We start from the raw sequence: 15068 nt of genomic DNA on the forward strand, positions 1-15068 counted from the left end.
AATATGTGGCGGCTCTTTTTCGTTAAGCTATCACTTAGGCATCTAACTTCACGTTGTATTTCAACATACAGTGATAAACGTTGCCCAAGTCTACGATCATATTTTTCGGAGACATGTTTCTCTTATCTGCATATTCTAAAAGCCAATGATTTACTTCATCCATTTTACCTTCAGCAATCAGCAAAATATTGAGATGCAAGAAGTCCAATTGTTCTTTCACATCATAAACTTCCGGTTTAAAGTTATGAATGATGTAATGAATGGAATCAAGAACCTCTTGTTCAAAAGTATCATCACCGTGTCTGGACATAGATTCACCTCTCAATTATATTTTACTACCCCTGCCGTTCACATAAGATGTGGGCGGTATTTATTGTTTTTGAGATTCGTCACCAGTACCTGGTAAACGAAAAAATGTCGGTACCAGAAAATTCTTCACGCGTGCGATCAACGACAGGTGACTTCTTTTCGAACCTTCACTTCTCAGAAATACGATAAAATCTCCGAGTGAATATTTTCCGTTCATGCGGTTTTCAAATAATCTTGCCATTTTATTTAGCAGTTTTATATGCTTCACCAAATAATCGAAACTTCCTTCAAAAATAATACCATTCCGTACGCGACCTTTATTTTGAGGAATCGCATTAATTAATGAAACAATTTCCTCCAAGTTCCTCTGTACATACACATCAAACTCTTGATATGTGTAGAGATAGACCAAAAGATCACAAGAAATTCGCTGAATCCTTTTACTATAATGCATCTATATATACAACCTCCAGCTCACTTTGATCTTACACATATTGTACCGTAGAACCGCATTAGACTGCATCCATCGTTTCGAAAGAGTAGGATAGGGTGACTTAAAGTAACCCAAAGGTCACCCTATTTAATTATTAAAACAAGTGAATAAGGAACTCTGGATTCTTATTCGGATAGATCATAGCATTAAGGACGAGTACAATTTTGGTCGTTTGCTCTGTATACACTTGGCTATGATACATTCCAACATTGACGACAGTCTGTGCGTGGCAGGATTGTGGATCGCTAACCACCATATGAGAACGACATGTCTGTGGCCGGACAGGGTAAATGCCGCATGTATTATCCTCTGTTGAAAGAAAAGGGCAGGGTCTTCCTTCGAAAAAGTACTTGCAAGCTCAGTGAAGGTTGAGTTCCCTTTGGCTTTAGGGTAATGATCATTTAATTCATTGATTTTTTTGAGCCATTCGTCTCTTCTTTCGTGATTGGCAATGAACTTCTTAATTCGGGCCGTTTCAAGAGCAGTGGAGGGGATAGCCTGATAACAACAGGCAGCGCACCCTTTCCGGCAGGACATTTGATTCGAAATAGCGTTGTAATCTGGAGCGATCACTTCATACATTTCATCCAGTAGATCCAGAGCTTCTTGCTTAGTCTCGACTTTATAAGCACGTTGTTCGATCTTGTCCAATCTTTCTTTAATTGCGGATTCCAGGGATGGATCGGTATAAATCGGCTCTCCAAGGTAGTTGTTACCCACGAATTCCCATTTTGCATTTGCTTTCTTATGGCATTCGGCAATTGCTTTCCCGCTTCCACATGGACAGAAGGTTGCTTGGTTTATGGTTCGGTGCATTGTCATCTGAATATCCTCCGTTTACTTGGTAGTTTCATTGTAAAGCAAACGGAAGGTATCTTCGAATCCCAAGAGAGCAAAAATAAAGCCCGCCCCTCTGGGAGAGCGGGTGGGAGAGATTACGCTTCGACTACTTCTTCGTTTTCGGGTTGCCATAGGGTGATCTCTATAATGGCTTCGACAACACGGATAATTGTAAAAATGGTCAAGACCAAAGCTGACGTATAGGTATAGAAGTTGTTACCGGTGAGATATCCAAGAAGAAGTCCTCCAAAGAGAACTACCACTTTTAGAATATTATCGACGCTCGTGAGTCGGAACCCATATAAAAGAATACCAAGCAAGAAGTACGCGATTCCTGTAAAATAAGCAGCTGCGCAAAAGGCCAAGCATCCAGATATTAAAGCAGTCTCGATAAAGTATGGACGCAGGTCCATTATTTTTAGTAAGACGAGAGAAACAACGTTCACAGCGATCAATATACAAAAGATAATCGCAAGCCCAAAATTCAGTTCCATTTTGCCCTCCTGGTTTCATTTTCTTTTTTCCACGAGTGATCGACAGTCCATCCTGTCACTTGAATGGCAATCACTTCAGTTTCAAATTCCTCGATTGGATTAAAAATAAGGCGAGAAAAATCGCAGATAACCATATCGAATCCATGAACTTTTAACATGTTGGTAAGTTCGCCTAATGTAGGGTTCCGAAATCGGTCGAGCACAAGTGGATATTCACTTTGTTGTGGTTCACTGGCCCTCATCGTGTGTTTCGTACGAATAAGATAACGTATCCCCGTCATTTTTCCTCCTACGAATTAATTGGCACCCGCGCATCCATAAGCTGATCCTCCCATAGTGATACGGGAATTGATTTACCATGAATGCGACAATTCCTGTATAAAAGGGCAATAGTATTGTTGTTTCGTTCGATTACAAAATCAATAACCCACCAGAAGTGTAAACCGCCTGCTAATCCCAATATCCACTTAATGTCGCTCGTTTTATTAAATGTAATGGTGAGTCTCTCTTCGTTATTTTGGTCGGCCGCGTTAATAGCATCCCGGATCTGAAAGAGAATTTTGACCTTATCCATGGATTGATTGAGTTTTTTATACGATGTGTATCGATCCCAGGTGTATGGTGTTACTTTTACAGGTTTGTCATCATGCGAATGATTGGTGCCGGATTCAATGCTATTCATAAGAAGGGAGGTCAAATACTTTACGATGACGAGTTCTTCATTCGTGAAAGTAGCGAGATTCCCGAGCTTGTTGTCCTGAATAAAATCGTAGAATTCATGAAAGGCGGGGAAGTGCTGCCCCTTAGAAATGCATCCTACGCAAACATCTACTCGGTGTCTTTGTGTCGGGGTAACGCTGTTTAAAACGTAAGTCGGAAGTTCTGTTAGGTTTGAAGTCCTGACGAATCCCAAAGATTCGGCAAGCCAGCTCAACAGACGGTAAACTTCGGTGTCACTAATTGGACTGAAAAAGTTATCTCCAGCTTTCAGACAGTTCAAAACCTCTCTTCTTGATAGTTTCATTTTCCATGTTCCTTTCGTATTTTATTTCGACATAGCGTATAAAAAAAGAAAACACCACACGAGACCCAAAGGGTCTACGAGTGGTGCTTCCACTTTCCAAGTATTCAATTAATCTCATAATAACATAATTGTATCGTGCCTCAAAAGACTAATTTATGCTTGCTCTATAAGGGGGAACTCCCTTATACTATCATTAATCAAATAATCGAAGCTGGAAGCACCAGACCTGCCCAAGGGCAAGTTTGGTGCTTTTTTGATTTTGAAAGGAGAGATGCTTTATGTATTACAGCAAGGCGAGAAAACTTCTATTTTCTTTGGTCATTGCAATACCAATTATATCTGCGTTGTCACTATTATATATTCTTCAGGTTGAAGGGCAGTCAAACGAGCCCCAGATCCTTGAAAAACATCGAGTTGTAGTCATGGCAGATAACCAAAACATAACGGTTGATACTCATGTAGAAACTGTTGGTGAAGTGCTACAGCAACTGAAGATCGATGTGGGAAGACAAGATCTTGTAGAGCCGGCTGCACTCACGAAACTGTCTGCAAACACTGAAATCCGGATAACTCGAATCTCGCAAAATGAATCAGAGATCATAGAGGAAATTCCATATACAACCGTTAAGTATGATGATCCGGAGCTTTTGATTGGACAGGAACAGGTCATTCAAGAAGGGGTTTCTGGTAAGGAGAGGATTAAGAAATCCTTGCGAGTTGAAAACGGCGTTTCCGTGACAGAGAAGATCCTCTCCCGTAGCGTCATAGCACCTTATATTCCGAGAGTTGTTGCTGTAGGAACAGCTGTTTCATTTCAGCCTATAGAGCCAGAGCCTGTTATATCGGAAAGGAATGAAACAGGGGCAGGGGAAACGATTCCTTCTCCTACTTCTCAAGGGCAGACTAGCTTTCCTTCTTCGAAGTCAAAAGTGATTACCATTGGGGCCAGGCCGGTGAATTATGAGTTCAAGCTTGATGAAGTTGAGCTGACGGCATATACAGCAGGTTTTGAATCAACGGGTAAATATCCGGGTGATCCTGAATATGGAATTACATCTTCAGGAACCACCGTATCGGAAGGAAGGACAGTTGCTGTCGATCCAACCGTTATCCCTATGGGATGGTGGGTGTACATCGAAGGGGTTGGTTATAGAAAGGCTGAAGACACGGGGGGTGCAATACAGGGGAAAAAGATTGATATATATATCGAGGATCTAGAGAAGGTAAATAATTTCGGACGTAAGCGCGGCAATACGGTGTATGTTATCGGTCCCAAGAAACCGAATTGAATAGTTGGTCGAAACAACTACTCCGAGTTTAGCAAAAGGTTAGGATTGTTGGAAGTTAGAGTTTTGAAACTCTATCCAATAAATAAATACGATGACCAGGAGGCTAAAAATGAATTCATTCACGAGGACTATTACTCCAAATGGCTTTACAGAAAAGCTTGTTTACGAAGGGAAGGTCTATGAAAAGAGATATGTAAAGGACAAGAGTGGCTGGACCGGGTTGAATAAAGCATGGGATCTTGAGAATTTACCTGACGATTTGATATGGGCCCTTAAAGGAAATGAGGAACTTGAGATCATGGAAGCATTGGCCAGAGATTGAATCACAAGTCTAAAAAAATTAAAACTACACATATTTGCTCACTATCAAGCTGAAATGATAAAATGGATATGTATATTATTTTTACATTTTTCACATCACTCCCCAGCCTGGGCATAGGGAGCATTCTAATCCTTAATTCATTCTCTCACAAAAATGGGGGTTAGTCTGTCTCAAAATTCGCTTATGGCGATCGTGCAAAATAAAAACCTTTGGTTATTAAGACACCATTACCATTCATGACTGTTTTTTTGAATGTCATGATCACGTTTTGGTGTCTTTTATTTTTACAAAGAGTTTCGTGAGAATTTGCTTTATACTAATTTCCTGAGAGGACTGATATTGGATAAAGTGTACAGAACGATTTTCCAAAGGAAAAGCAACGGATTTAGTCCATAACGGTAAAGTAGAAGGGTGTTTTGATGGAGAATCATGCTATTACATATTTCTCCTGAATATCTCGTTATCAGCTGGTTGGAAAGTAAGGGTCGGAAGGTTAACCATCCGAATAATCGTCTTTGTGGTATAATAAGGAGGAGTTCATTTCATGAATACTGACTTTTTTAAGGCGAATTCAGGGGAAGCAGCAGATTGATGTTTTGATCGATGAGCTTACCCCATGTTTAATCCACCGGCAATCAGGCGAACAATATAAGACTGAGTATAGTTGGCTGTTGAGTTCTGATTTGAAGCAGGTTAATGCCAAATCCGGCTGGTTATTCGACTGGAATAAGGAACACAGATCTTCCGATCGGGAAGTATTCAAGCTGCTGGTCGTCGGTTCAGACGACATTCAAGGTTTGGTGAGCTTAACGGTGGATCAAGGCTTCGTTTTCGTAAATCTAGTCGAGAGTGCCCCTGCGAACAAAGGGAGCGAAACGAAACTCTTTAGTGGGGTTGGCGCTCACCTTTTCGCAATCGCATGCAAAATCAGCTTTGAGACTGGCTGCGAAGGCTTTGTAGCGTTCAAATCCAAATCCAGTTTGGTATCCCATTACGAACAAGCCATTGGAGCTCAACGTATTGGGAATGGGCTGTTAATGGAAATAAAGCCTGATCGTGCAAAGCTTCTCGTAAAGCAATACTTTCAGGGGAGTGAGTAAGATGAGAATAGAAAAACGTGATTTTTTCGATGAAGTCGAAGACTTAATGGATAAAGGATATCAGGTTGCGATGCCTGTTGAACCGGAAGAGATGGAAGACATCCGTCGAACCATGAAGAAATCCATTGAGGAGTATAAGGCCGACAATACAAAAAAAGAGGAGATCCGCCGATAGGATCGCGTTGGGAAGGTTAATGAAAGTTTGCTGAACTGTACGCTTTGGATTATAATGATCTCAATTGAATAAATAAGAAGTGGAAGTACCACTCAGATCTTAAACGATCTGTTTGTGGTACTTCTTTTTTTATTTCAGGCTTTTGGGGATAAATGAAATGATATTTAAGATAGGTGGGATTGGTTTGAGTAAGGGTCTGTTTCACATGTACAGTTTGGTCTATGTGATATTTGCTTATACAGTGATGTATGAGTTCAGCTATCTCAAGCAGCAATCTTATCAAGGATGGATTGCAATTTGTATTTTAGTTGTTTTAGGAGTCCTGCTGATGAAACCTGTTCAAGCCATAGCTTCAAAAGCGGGGCAGTTGAATAAGTTTGTCAAAATTATTATCTTTGTTGAAAACATTGCCGTATTGATTGCTGCCTGTCGGTATGAAAACGATTTGCTAATTGCTCTTTCCGGGCTATTAATTGTGTCCATTACAATTCTCATAGGTTCAAGAAAATGGAAAATGAGAGATCAGCGCTTGTAGACTGAGTTGCAAGGGAGGGGTAATCGCGTGGGGTGGGTTCCATCTATACCAACGATCACCAAAGCTCATGGCAGGGACGGGAAGGAACGTTTTTATCTAGTTGCTCACCATTCATATGACATTGAAGTAATGCTCCGCGAGGCTGGCCTTGCTTCAATCGGTATTCATGCACAAGATAACGACTATCTCACTGGACATTATCGCATACTCCGGTCTTGGGAGTACAAAGAATTGAAGAAACGTTTTCCATGATTATATGCTGTAACATCTGAATAACGGTTTATTTAAGAAGCGGGGGACAAACTTGCGTAAATTATTACACAAATGGTTTAGTACGCGCCAGCGCGATCCAGAAGATGGAATGGATGAATACCTTGATGCTCAAGAAACAGTAAGTGAAAACTTTCCTCGCATCCATCCCACATTCTCCGATCAGATCCTCGGGGCCGTAGTTGGCTCCTGTGTGGGAGATGCATTGGGTGTTCCGGCCGAATTTAAAAGCAGGGACGCACTTTCGGCAAAGTCCATTGAGGGGATGACAGGATTCGGAACCTGGAATCAACCAGAAGGAACGTGGTCAGATGATAGCTCAATGAGTTTATGTACACTCGAGGCCCTTGTGGATGGGTATTCCCTGACCTCCATTGCCGGAAGGTTTTTAATGTGGTATAGAGAGGGATATTGGACTCCTTACGGGAATGTATTTGATATTGGAAACACTACCAAGATGGCGTTGGATAATCTCAGCACAGTACCGTCACCTGAACTTGCAGGACTCTATGATGAATACAGCAATGGGAATGGTTCCTTAATGCGGATTCTGCCGATTTCGTTCATCACCTACAAGATGCCATTTGAGAAGCGTATTCAGATCATCTCGGAGGTTTCGAGCATAACCCATGCCCATAGGCGTTCAATCATAGCCTGCATCATTTTGGTTGAATTTGCTTCTAATTTGCTTTGTGGAAATGATCGATTTATGAGTTATAAGATGATGCAGGATACCATTAAGGAACATTTTGGGTCTGAAATGGAAGTCACTCATTTCCCGCTCGTTTATACGGATATCTCAAGGCTGCCGGCTGATTTTATTCGTTCTGGTGGCTATGTGGTGGATACCTTGGAAGCAGCATTCTGGTGCGTGTTGAACTATCACTCTTATCGGGAAGTCGTTCTTTCTGCAGTAAACCTGGGGGGAGATACTGACACCACTGGCTGTGTTGCTGGTGGGCTTGCCGGATTAGCATTCGGTTTCGAAAATATTCCACCAGAATGGGTCAATGTTCTGGCAAGAATGGATGAAATCAAGGATCTAACTCATCAGTTTCTTAACTCCTTGGATTCTTAATCAAAAACAATTCTTGCGGTGCAGAGAATATGCCTGAAATCGTACTCTCAATAGAGGGGATATAATGTGTCTGGATGAATTGCCACGTTCAGGTAGGACTTTTTCAAGGAAGAAGAATATATCAAAATGAATAGGGAGCATGCATAACAATGGATGAGAAAGAACTGCTAGAAATTAAGCAAATGGCGATTAATTATAGCGATCCTGTCCGCGGAAAGTTGCTGGCATTAATCACTTATATCGAACTTATGACTATCGAAAGAAATACCTTAATGGAACAAATTGAGCGGCAAAATTCCAACTAATTCAATGAATAAGATGGTGTATTGTTAATGGATAAAACTTATGTAACCTGTATTATCTCAGGTTCTTAGCAACACATTTTTTATGCGGATCAAGATAATGATGCCTCAATTAATACAAAGCCTGATAACCTGCTAGTTTATGATGGAGATCCGTATGTCAGGGTATTCGAAAATGGAAAAGAGATCGGTTTAATAATAAATGAAGAGTTTAGAAATAAAGGTGGTTGTCCGACGTAACTCATTGAATAGGAGAGTGAATTATGGAACAGTTATTACTTGTGGAAATGTACGACACATGCTTAGAAGTGTCCATTCGTGCGGGTAAGTATAATGAGATTCTTGAAGAAGTGGAGCAGTACGCGATCGGAACTGAAAAACATTCAGTTAATGTAACTCCAATAAAAGAAGTGGACGGGTACAAGATCATTATCAAAAAAAGTGAAAATGAATCTGGAAGCTACCTTCAACACTTTGAAGAAAAGTTGCATAAAAATAAGATTGATCCGGAATATGATCCAAGGGACATACTGCTAAATCTACTGATTGAAATTACATCAAATGAAAATCATGATGATGAGACGGTAGGTACAATGGCGAAAGATCTAGTAAAAGCATATAAAGCTACATATTAGATAATCAGCTGTATGAAAGAGAGAGACGAATCATGAGAAAAACAATTTTTTTACTAAGTCCGATAGGGATGATTTTCATTCTTGGGTCTGTCAAGAATTTTGTGTAAACGAATGTAGAGGGTGATGCTTAGAGGGGGACTCCGCCCCCCTACCTCAAGTGCTGACCCACGCGATCAGGGAAGAAAACCGAAAACTGTAGCAGCATTTGTCCCCAGTTCTGAACACGGCCCGTCCATTTCCGTACAACGTCCATTGTGGATAAATACAGCATTTTAAGGAGAGCCTCGTCGCTCGGAAAGATGCTTTTGCCTTTCGTCACTTTGCGCAGTTGACGGTGATAACTCTCGATCATGTTCGTGGTGTAGATCAACTTGCGAATTTCCGGCGGGTACTTGAAGAATGTAGCGAGCTCGCTCCAGTTGTTGCGCCAAGAACGGACGATCAGTGGATACTTTTTGCCCCACTCCTCCTCAAAGCGATCTAGCTCCACAAGCGCCGCTTCTTCGGTTGCTGCTTTGTAGATCGGCTTCAGATCGGCCGTCACCTTCTTCAAGTCCTTGTAGGACACGTAGCGCGTTGAATTACGGATTTGATGGATGATGCACTTCTGAATCTCTGTAGCGGGATAACAAGCGCTTATCGCTTGCGAGAAACCGGTTAGATTATCGACACACGTAATGAGAATGTCTTGTACGCCGCGGTTTTTTAACTCGTTCAAGACATTGAGCCAGAACTTGGCCGACTCGTTTTCGCCAATCCACATGCCTAGGACGTCTTTATTCCCGTCCAGATCGATGCCGATGACCATGTAAGCCGCCTTGTTGACAATAGCTCCGTCTTGCTTCACTTTGAAATGAATGGCGTCGAGAAAAACAACGGCATATACGCTCTGTAGCGGCCGATTTTGCCATTCCTTAACCATAGGGATAACCTTGTTCGTCACGTTCGAGATCAGTGTCGGGGAGACTTCGATGCCATACAACTGCTGTAGATGATCTTGAATTTCACGCGTGCTGACGCCCTTCGCGTAAAGCGCAATGATCTGTTCCTCAATGCCTGTGACATTGGACTGATGCTTCTTCACCACAAGCGGTTCAAACTCGCCCAAGCGATCACGGGGTACGATTATTTCTTGCTCACCATACTCACTGACGACAGTTTTCTTGCTTTTGCCATTACGGCTGTTTGACGTCGCTTTCGCCGTGATGTCGTGCTTGGCATAGCCCAGATGTGTTTCCATCTCCGCTTCGAGCATCTCCTGGATTGTTTCTGCAAACAGGTTCTTTAATGCGTTTTGAGCATCCTGTGCCGTTACCAGATTATTCTCTTTAATGAAGTCGCGCAACTGTTGTTTCGTCCAAAGTCCCATGTATTCTCCCAACCTTTCTATTAGTTCCATTTTAATAGGTTTTGGAGTTTACACAAACTATTTTACAGACTCTCATTCTTTGCATACCAGCAATTATAATCCAATCCCTCAAGGGCCAAAGCATAGGAGATATTTATTTCGCAGCAGCCCCTTTCATTCGGTTTATTTTTTTTCTCGACATAAAGGAAACAGGAAGTTCTATAGCGAATGCCATGCTTCATTCAAATATAGGACATGGAGTCAGGATTGGTTACTGGATCGTAGCTTGTCTACTCTTCACTATCGGTATTTGGAGTAGTAAGTATCCGATTAAAGCACTATTCAACAAGAATGCATTTGTGGCTGGTTTGGTTGGATCGCTTACAAGCAGCCTAATTATAAGCATAGTATTTATTATCATGAACATTGACTGAATATTTAAGGTAAAGGTCTATTATTTATGATGAAAACCGTTGAATAATTTGATCACTTGAGTAAAATGTGATAAACAGTCATAATTGAAATAGAAGCCATACTCCGGATATCGAGGAGGGGTGATGCCAATGAAAGACCAAAAAGTAACTTTTGAAGGCGAGAAGACGCCTATTTTTAAAACCTGTATTGTTTGTGGAACGACGAAAAGTGCAAATGACTTTTTAAGGCCCAAAAAAAACGGCGGATGGAGATCCGTAACTTACTGTTCGAATTGCGCAGGTTTGGACGATCTGGAACAGCGTATCCAAGAAGCAAAAAAATTAAAGGACCAAATGGATGCGCAAAGTTCATATAACTTTAACATAGAAGATTTAGATCCATCTGCCCCCTCAATTATTCTCATATCGAAAAAGCCTAAGTATAGAATGGAATTATCCTATAATGAGGCGGTCAAATATGTTCATCAAAAAGCTGCAAGGGTCGTTAATGAAACCAAGATTTTGAAGATCTATGATAAAAAACAACTTAGGGATTTCGTAATCGAACGTGATAGTGGAATATGTTACTTTTGTGGAGAGCAAGGGGAACAAATATACCGATTAGTTCCAAAGGATAAGGGTGGTATATGGTCGCCAGCAAACTCGGTTTGTATTTGTAGATTGTGCAATTTGCTCCCAATTTCGGAGAAATTAAAGAGAATAGACAAAAATCCTCATAGGGAAATAGGTGCTCATTCTCACCTTAGAAAAGCTTGCTCAGTTTGCCAGGAAATGCGCAATAAAAATGAATTTGTATATAGTTCGATCTGCAAAAGTTGTTGGAAAACCCGTCTTAACCTTAAAGAGCATCCGTCACTTAATATGGAAATCAAAAAGTCATTGTCCGTTATAGATCGCCTTAATATTAAGAATGTTATTCGATCCATGGAATTTATTATGCAAAAGCGGCAGTTGATCGACGATGTTAGTTTGTTACATTCAAATTCACATATCATTCAGTTATTCAAAGGCGGGAATAATAGGTGGGAATGGCGTTTCATACACACCGAGTTAGCCATTCTACTGATTGAAGAAGGGTTTTGTAAAATAGTTCCGTACTACCCGAATATTATTATTAACGTGTTCAGTCAGAATTACAAAACGTTTCGTAAGCAAATTTTACGGCGTGACAAACATACATGCCAATACTGTGGCAAGCCTGGGCATACCATAGACCATATTCATCCAGCATCACAAGGTGGGTTCACATCGCCGCGAAATTGTGTCACGGCGTGCCTAAGTTGCAATGTTTCTAAGGCGGATACAACACTCGATCTTTTTTTGGTTAATGAACAGATGGAAGAGGATGGGGTACAAGAATGGAATATGGAACAGTTGAGTTTTTCAAGGCTGAGATACTAAAAGAAAATGAACGGAAATTTCAACAAGCCGTAGTCATTGGATATACAAGGTCTATCCTATTTGTATTGGACAGGACGAAATCAGAAAAGCTTAAAATCTTGGAGAATCTAATGACTGCTTGGGATGAGATTCAGTAGATGTAATGAATAGTACGAAAATGAAGCGCACCTGGCAGTGGCCTGGATAGTTCGGCTGTTGCGAAGGTTGTTTAGTTTGCCGAAATGAATACAAATCTAATAGCAAATGTGGAAGCACCTCTCAGACGCGTTATTAGTCTGTAGGGTGCATTCTTGCTTTTTCATGAACCCGTAAGGTGGTTGGTGTTTACTGAACCATAATACATTTGAAGAAGCAGTTCTAGCTGCTGTAACCTGGGTGGAGACACTGATACCCCCAGAGCAGTAGTAAGGCTGCAGAAGTAGCAAGAAGGAGAAGAACATTGTGACAAAGTTTGTACTTACGAAAGACTGGATCATTAATCTCGAACTGTGGAGCCGAAGCACCTCAGAGTGTTATGCGAAGAGGGAGAGATAACAGAGCATATTATAGTTCACTCGATTATGTGGAAATGATCAAGATTTCGGAATACGACAAATACTAAGAGAGAGCAAATATTATTCCGTATTCAGGATTCATATGATAAAATAATGGCATACCTTTATTTTTTCATTGCTTCAATCCTTGGGCATGAGCCGAAAAGGACATTCTAATTGTTAAATAGCGCTTATTTGAGCGGTTTATTTTTTATTCGCATTTATTGCGTCTAAAACAACCAATCAAATTAGCGCTTTTTTTATTTTCATATTGGTAAAGGAGCGATTAGTATGCAATAATTCTCAGGCGGTAGAGAAAGTCATTTTGTTAACGTTCCTGTGGCTGGTATTTTGCCAGGTTGCGGCAACCAGAGGAGGATACCTAATGGCCGATGATATTTATTTGACGTATTTTAACAAATATAGCCGGATCTTTCTTGTATAGGTATGTTTTAAATAATTCAATACGAAGTGTCATCAAATAGCGGCTCCTGTATAAATTACAGGTCCGCTTTTTCTATTTCAAAAAATATGAGAGTGAGGAAATTTCAATGGATTTAAATTGTATTACATACGAACTTTTTCCTAGTATTAACTTTTCTCTTATGCAGGAGATCATTGCTTTCTCTGAACAGAAGAATGTAGCAGTTTTGAAATTCTCGAAAATGTACAATCTAGAATACATCGGGGAGCTTGCAGAGCGTTGGCAGGATCGAGGAATCATTAAAGATAATCGGGATCTTCTCGCATTGATTTTGGCCATTATGCAATCCTCATCAGGAACTTTTTTGTATGACCAAAAGAAATTGTTCATCAAGAGCGTATGCGAGTATTTGAAAAATCATTGGCATGCTCCATCTGCAGCTGCCATTTTGAACTATGGCCGAAGAGACCTGGAAAGTGTGCCGGAATTGAGTCATATTCTCGACGTGCTGGTTACGTCCTCAGAAACGTTCGATAGTGAATCGGAACGGGTATTATTAATTTCTCTACTTTCCGATTTCCACGCAGCTCAAGCAACAAACCATGAGCTTCGTAACTACATCCTAAAGCAGATCGATGAAATGCAGCTGAGTCTTACCAACATTCATGTGGAATATCCACTTTTGCTTCTTTTAAGTGGGGTATATAGAGATCTTAACAAGCCGACTTCCAAAGAATTTAAAACGAAAGGTATGTCCCGGCTCCTTCAGGTTATTTCGTCTCTCCGGACAAAAGAGATCACCAGAGATAATAACTACCCTGCAAGCCAGGTTCTAGGTGTCAAGCGCAACGACATTACGGTCATTAATTTCTACCTTGCATATGAAAATACGCCGAGGAACCATTCCATTACAAATCCCGGGTTTGAACGGATCAAGGATAATTTCCTCGATGTCCATTTTACATCAGAACTCGATGTACCAGAGCAAGTTATCCGTATACTGGATAACATGATCCTGGAATTTGAGAAGGATAAAAGTGAAGGTCATCCTCTGCGCTTCCTTCTTCGACGGCTTACGCACCAGGAAACAAAAATATTTCCGAACCGGAATAATTTAAAACTTCTCGTCGAAAAAGCTAAAGATATCCTTTTCCTCCATCTGAACGAATCCTATGTATCTTTACTCCAAGAAGAGGTTGTAGAGGGCAAGTTGAGGCTTGAAATCATCGAGAGACTCTTAGAGTCGTACAAAATGACCAAAGAGCAGTTTGACTACCTTGAACATCTTAGGGAGATGCTCGGTATAAATTTTGAGGTGACGAAGACCTACACGGAAATGTGCTTGGAGCATGGTTACATTTTTTTGGACCAAATTGACGACTTGGAAGAGCGCGGTATGACGAGATTTATTATCGAAATTCTGAAAGAGAAAGAATCGTTCGCTGAGTTACTTGATTTCTTGGAGCGGGTGAAGGCTATTTACCACCGTTTTTTGGCTGAAGAGGTAGTGTTCAACCGGCTAAAGTCTAAGATGTCAGACGACCTGAAGAAACGCCTATATGTGATTTATTTGAATGCCTTGTATACATACAATGCAAGCAAGTATCCGGAAAGAGTCTTTGACATGCTGAAGAATGTTGAGTTCATCAATCTATTCGAGCTTTCAGATGCAGATATTGATGGCATTGAACGGAAATTGTATAACAGCAAACTCCTTTCGGAATACCAATTAAAAATGATTCGAGAAAAATATATGACTCCGGAGGAACTTGAGGAGCTTCGGATTAAAGAGCTGTGTAAAGAATTGAAGAGTTGCTCGCGGTATAGTCTCTCCACCTTTGCAGGAAAGCATTGGAGCAAAATGATGGAAAACGAAAGCCTTCGAACTGCCTTTATTGAAAGTCTTATTTCTCTTGAAACGAAAGATAATTTTGACGTAGGTAGAATGCTATTCGTATTCTATAAATTACGTTCGAAAAACGTCTTTAATCCCGATGAGATTGCCCGAATTGAAGTTGCCGCATTGGAAAAAACCCAAAAAATCAAAATAGCTTAGTGGAGG

16 protein-coding genes and 1 pseudogene are annotated in these 15068 nt (G+C 40.8%); 10 read left to right on the top strand and 7 right to left on the bottom strand.

Going from position 1 to position 15068, the window contains the following annotated elements; genetic code table 11:
* Window positions 1-34 precede the first annotated feature (34 nt).
* The 6 genes and pseudogenes from EHV15_RS34605 to EHV15_RS36855 all read right to left on the bottom strand — a co-directional run bounded on the left by EHV15_RS34605 (window position 35) and on the right by EHV15_RS36855 (window position 3160).
* Window positions 35-310: a hypothetical protein gene (locus EHV15_RS34605; protein ID WP_128635821.1), complete on the bottom strand. Its 276-nt coding sequence runs from the start codon at window positions 308-310 to the stop codon at window positions 35-37.
* A 60-nt stretch (window positions 311-370) separates the two neighbouring features.
* A complete protein-coding gene (locus EHV15_RS34610) occupies window positions 371-763 on the bottom strand; it encodes a hypothetical protein (protein ID WP_128635822.1) in 393 nt (130 codons plus the stop codon).
* A gap of 133 nt (window positions 764-896) precedes the next feature.
* A pseudogene (locus EHV15_RS38510) lies at window positions 897-1100 on the bottom strand (hypothetical protein); the annotation flags it as partial.
* A 637-nt stretch (window positions 1101-1737) separates the two neighbouring features.
* Entirely contained in the window at window positions 1738-2136 is a 399-nt protein-coding gene (locus tag EHV15_RS34620) for a hypothetical protein (protein ID WP_128635823.1), read from the bottom strand.
* Window positions 2127-2417, bottom strand: coding sequence for a hypothetical protein (locus EHV15_RS34625; RefSeq protein WP_128635824.1), 291 nt, complete (start codon window positions 2415-2417; stop codon window positions 2127-2129). Before EHV15_RS34625 ends, EHV15_RS34620 begins: the two co-directional genes overlap by 10 nt.
* Window positions 2418-2425: 8 nt before the next feature.
* Entirely contained in the window at window positions 2426-3160 is a 735-nt protein-coding gene (locus tag EHV15_RS36855) for a hypothetical protein (protein ID WP_178076113.1), read from the bottom strand.
* 278 nt (window positions 3161-3438) lie between these two features.
* Here EHV15_RS36855 and EHV15_RS34635 point away from each other — a divergent pair, with 278 nt between their 5' ends.
* The 8 genes from EHV15_RS34635 (at window position 3439) to EHV15_RS34660 (ending at window position 8866) form a co-directional block, all read left to right on the top strand.
* Window positions 3439-4449, top strand: a complete 1011-nt coding sequence (locus tag EHV15_RS34635) for a G5 domain-containing protein (RefSeq protein ID WP_128635825.1) — start codon at window positions 3439-3441, stop codon at window positions 4447-4449.
* 109 nt (window positions 4450-4558) lie between these two features.
* Window positions 4559-4771: a hypothetical protein gene (locus tag EHV15_RS34640; protein ID WP_128635826.1), complete on the top strand. Its 213-nt coding sequence runs from the start codon at window positions 4559-4561 to the stop codon at window positions 4769-4771.
* Window positions 4772-5367: 596 nt separating this feature from the next.
* Window positions 5368-5871: a hypothetical protein gene (locus EHV15_RS34645; protein ID WP_246062092.1), complete on the top strand. Its 504-nt coding sequence runs from the start codon at window positions 5368-5370 to the stop codon at window positions 5869-5871.
* Between the two features lies 1 nt (window position 5872).
* Complete coding sequence (locus EHV15_RS36860) at window positions 5873-6046, top strand: hypothetical protein (RefSeq protein ID WP_178076114.1); 174 nt, start codon at window positions 5873-5875, stop codon at window positions 6044-6046.
* A gap of 184 nt (window positions 6047-6230) precedes the next feature.
* Window positions 6231-6581: a hypothetical protein gene (locus EHV15_RS34650; RefSeq protein ID WP_128635828.1), complete on the top strand. Its 351-nt coding sequence runs from the start codon at window positions 6231-6233 to the stop codon at window positions 6579-6581.
* A gap of 304 nt (window positions 6582-6885) precedes the next feature.
* Window positions 6886-7929, top strand: a complete 1044-nt coding sequence (locus tag EHV15_RS34655; protein ID WP_246062093.1) for an ADP-ribosylglycohydrolase family protein — start codon at window positions 6886-6888, stop codon at window positions 7927-7929.
* Window positions 7930-8078: 149 nt separating this feature from the next.
* A complete protein-coding gene (locus tag EHV15_RS36865) occupies window positions 8079-8234 on the top strand; it encodes a hypothetical protein (RefSeq protein ID WP_178076115.1) in 156 nt (51 codons plus the stop codon).
* 260 nt (window positions 8235-8494) lie between these two features.
* Window positions 8495-8866: a hypothetical protein gene (locus tag EHV15_RS34660; RefSeq protein WP_128635829.1), complete on the top strand. Its 372-nt coding sequence runs from the start codon at window positions 8495-8497 to the stop codon at window positions 8864-8866.
* A 148-nt stretch (window positions 8867-9014) separates the two neighbouring features.
* Here EHV15_RS34660 and EHV15_RS34665 read toward each other — a convergent pair whose 3' ends face one another.
* Entirely contained in the window at window positions 9015-10235 is a 1221-nt protein-coding gene (locus EHV15_RS34665) for an IS256 family transposase (protein ID WP_125081887.1), read from the bottom strand.
* A gap of 542 nt (window positions 10236-10777) precedes the next feature.
* Here EHV15_RS34665 and EHV15_RS37085 point away from each other — a divergent pair.
* Together EHV15_RS37085 and EHV15_RS34675 are read left to right on the top strand one after the other, a co-directional pair.
* Window positions 10778-12049 carry an HNH endonuclease gene (locus EHV15_RS37085; protein ID WP_218571297.1) on the top strand — a complete coding sequence of 424 codons (1272 nt, stop codon included), beginning with the start codon at window positions 10778-10780 and terminating at the stop codon, window positions 12047-12049.
* Between the two features lie 1084 nt (window positions 12050-13133).
* Window positions 13134-15062: a hypothetical protein gene (locus EHV15_RS34675; protein ID WP_128635830.1), complete on the top strand. Its 1929-nt coding sequence runs from the start codon at window positions 13134-13136 to the stop codon at window positions 15060-15062.
* Window positions 15063-15068: the final 6 nt, after the last annotated feature.

This window comes from Paenibacillus oralis, from assembly GCF_003863965.1.
GTDB classification, from domain to species: domain Bacteria; phylum Bacillota; class Bacilli; order Paenibacillales; family Paenibacillaceae; genus Fontibacillus; species Fontibacillus oralis.

Coding starts and splice junctions, on each gene's coding strand:
- EHV15_RS34605 (WP_128635821.1), bottom strand. CDS start 310: ATGTCCAGACACGGTGATGATACTTTTGAACAAGAGGTTCTTGATTCC.
- EHV15_RS34665 (WP_125081887.1), bottom strand. CDS start 10,235: ATGGGACTTTGGACGAAACAACAGTTGCGCGACTTCATTAAAGAGAAT.
- EHV15_RS34625 (WP_128635824.1), bottom strand. CDS start 2,417: ATGACGGGGATACGTTATCTTATTCGTACGAAACACACGATGAGGGCC.
- EHV15_RS36855 (WP_178076113.1), bottom strand. CDS start 3,160: ATGAAACTATCAAGAAGAGAGGTTTTGAACTGTCTGAAAGCTGGAGAT.
- EHV15_RS34660 (WP_128635829.1), top strand. CDS start 8,495: ATGGAACAGTTATTACTTGTGGAAATGTACGACACATGCTTAGAAGTG.
- EHV15_RS34610 (WP_128635822.1), bottom strand. CDS start 763: ATGCATTATAGTAAAAGGATTCAGCGAATTTCTTGTGATCTTTTGGTC.
- EHV15_RS36860 (WP_178076114.1), top strand. CDS start 5,873: ATGAGAATAGAAAAACGTGATTTTTTCGATGAAGTCGAAGACTTAATG.
- EHV15_RS34635 (WP_128635825.1), top strand. CDS start 3,439: ATGTATTACAGCAAGGCGAGAAAACTTCTATTTTCTTTGGTCATTGCA.
- EHV15_RS37085 (WP_218571297.1), top strand. CDS start 10,778: ATGAAAGACCAAAAAGTAACTTTTGAAGGCGAGAAGACGCCTATTTTT.
- EHV15_RS36865 (WP_178076115.1), top strand. CDS start 8,079: ATGGATGAGAAAGAACTGCTAGAAATTAAGCAAATGGCGATTAATTAT.
- EHV15_RS34640 (WP_128635826.1), top strand. CDS start 4,559: ATGAATTCATTCACGAGGACTATTACTCCAAATGGCTTTACAGAAAAG.
- EHV15_RS34620 (WP_128635823.1), bottom strand. CDS start 2,136: ATGGAACTGAATTTTGGGCTTGCGATTATCTTTTGTATATTGATCGCT.
- EHV15_RS34675 (WP_128635830.1), top strand. CDS start 13,134: ATGGATTTAAATTGTATTACATACGAACTTTTTCCTAGTATTAACTTT.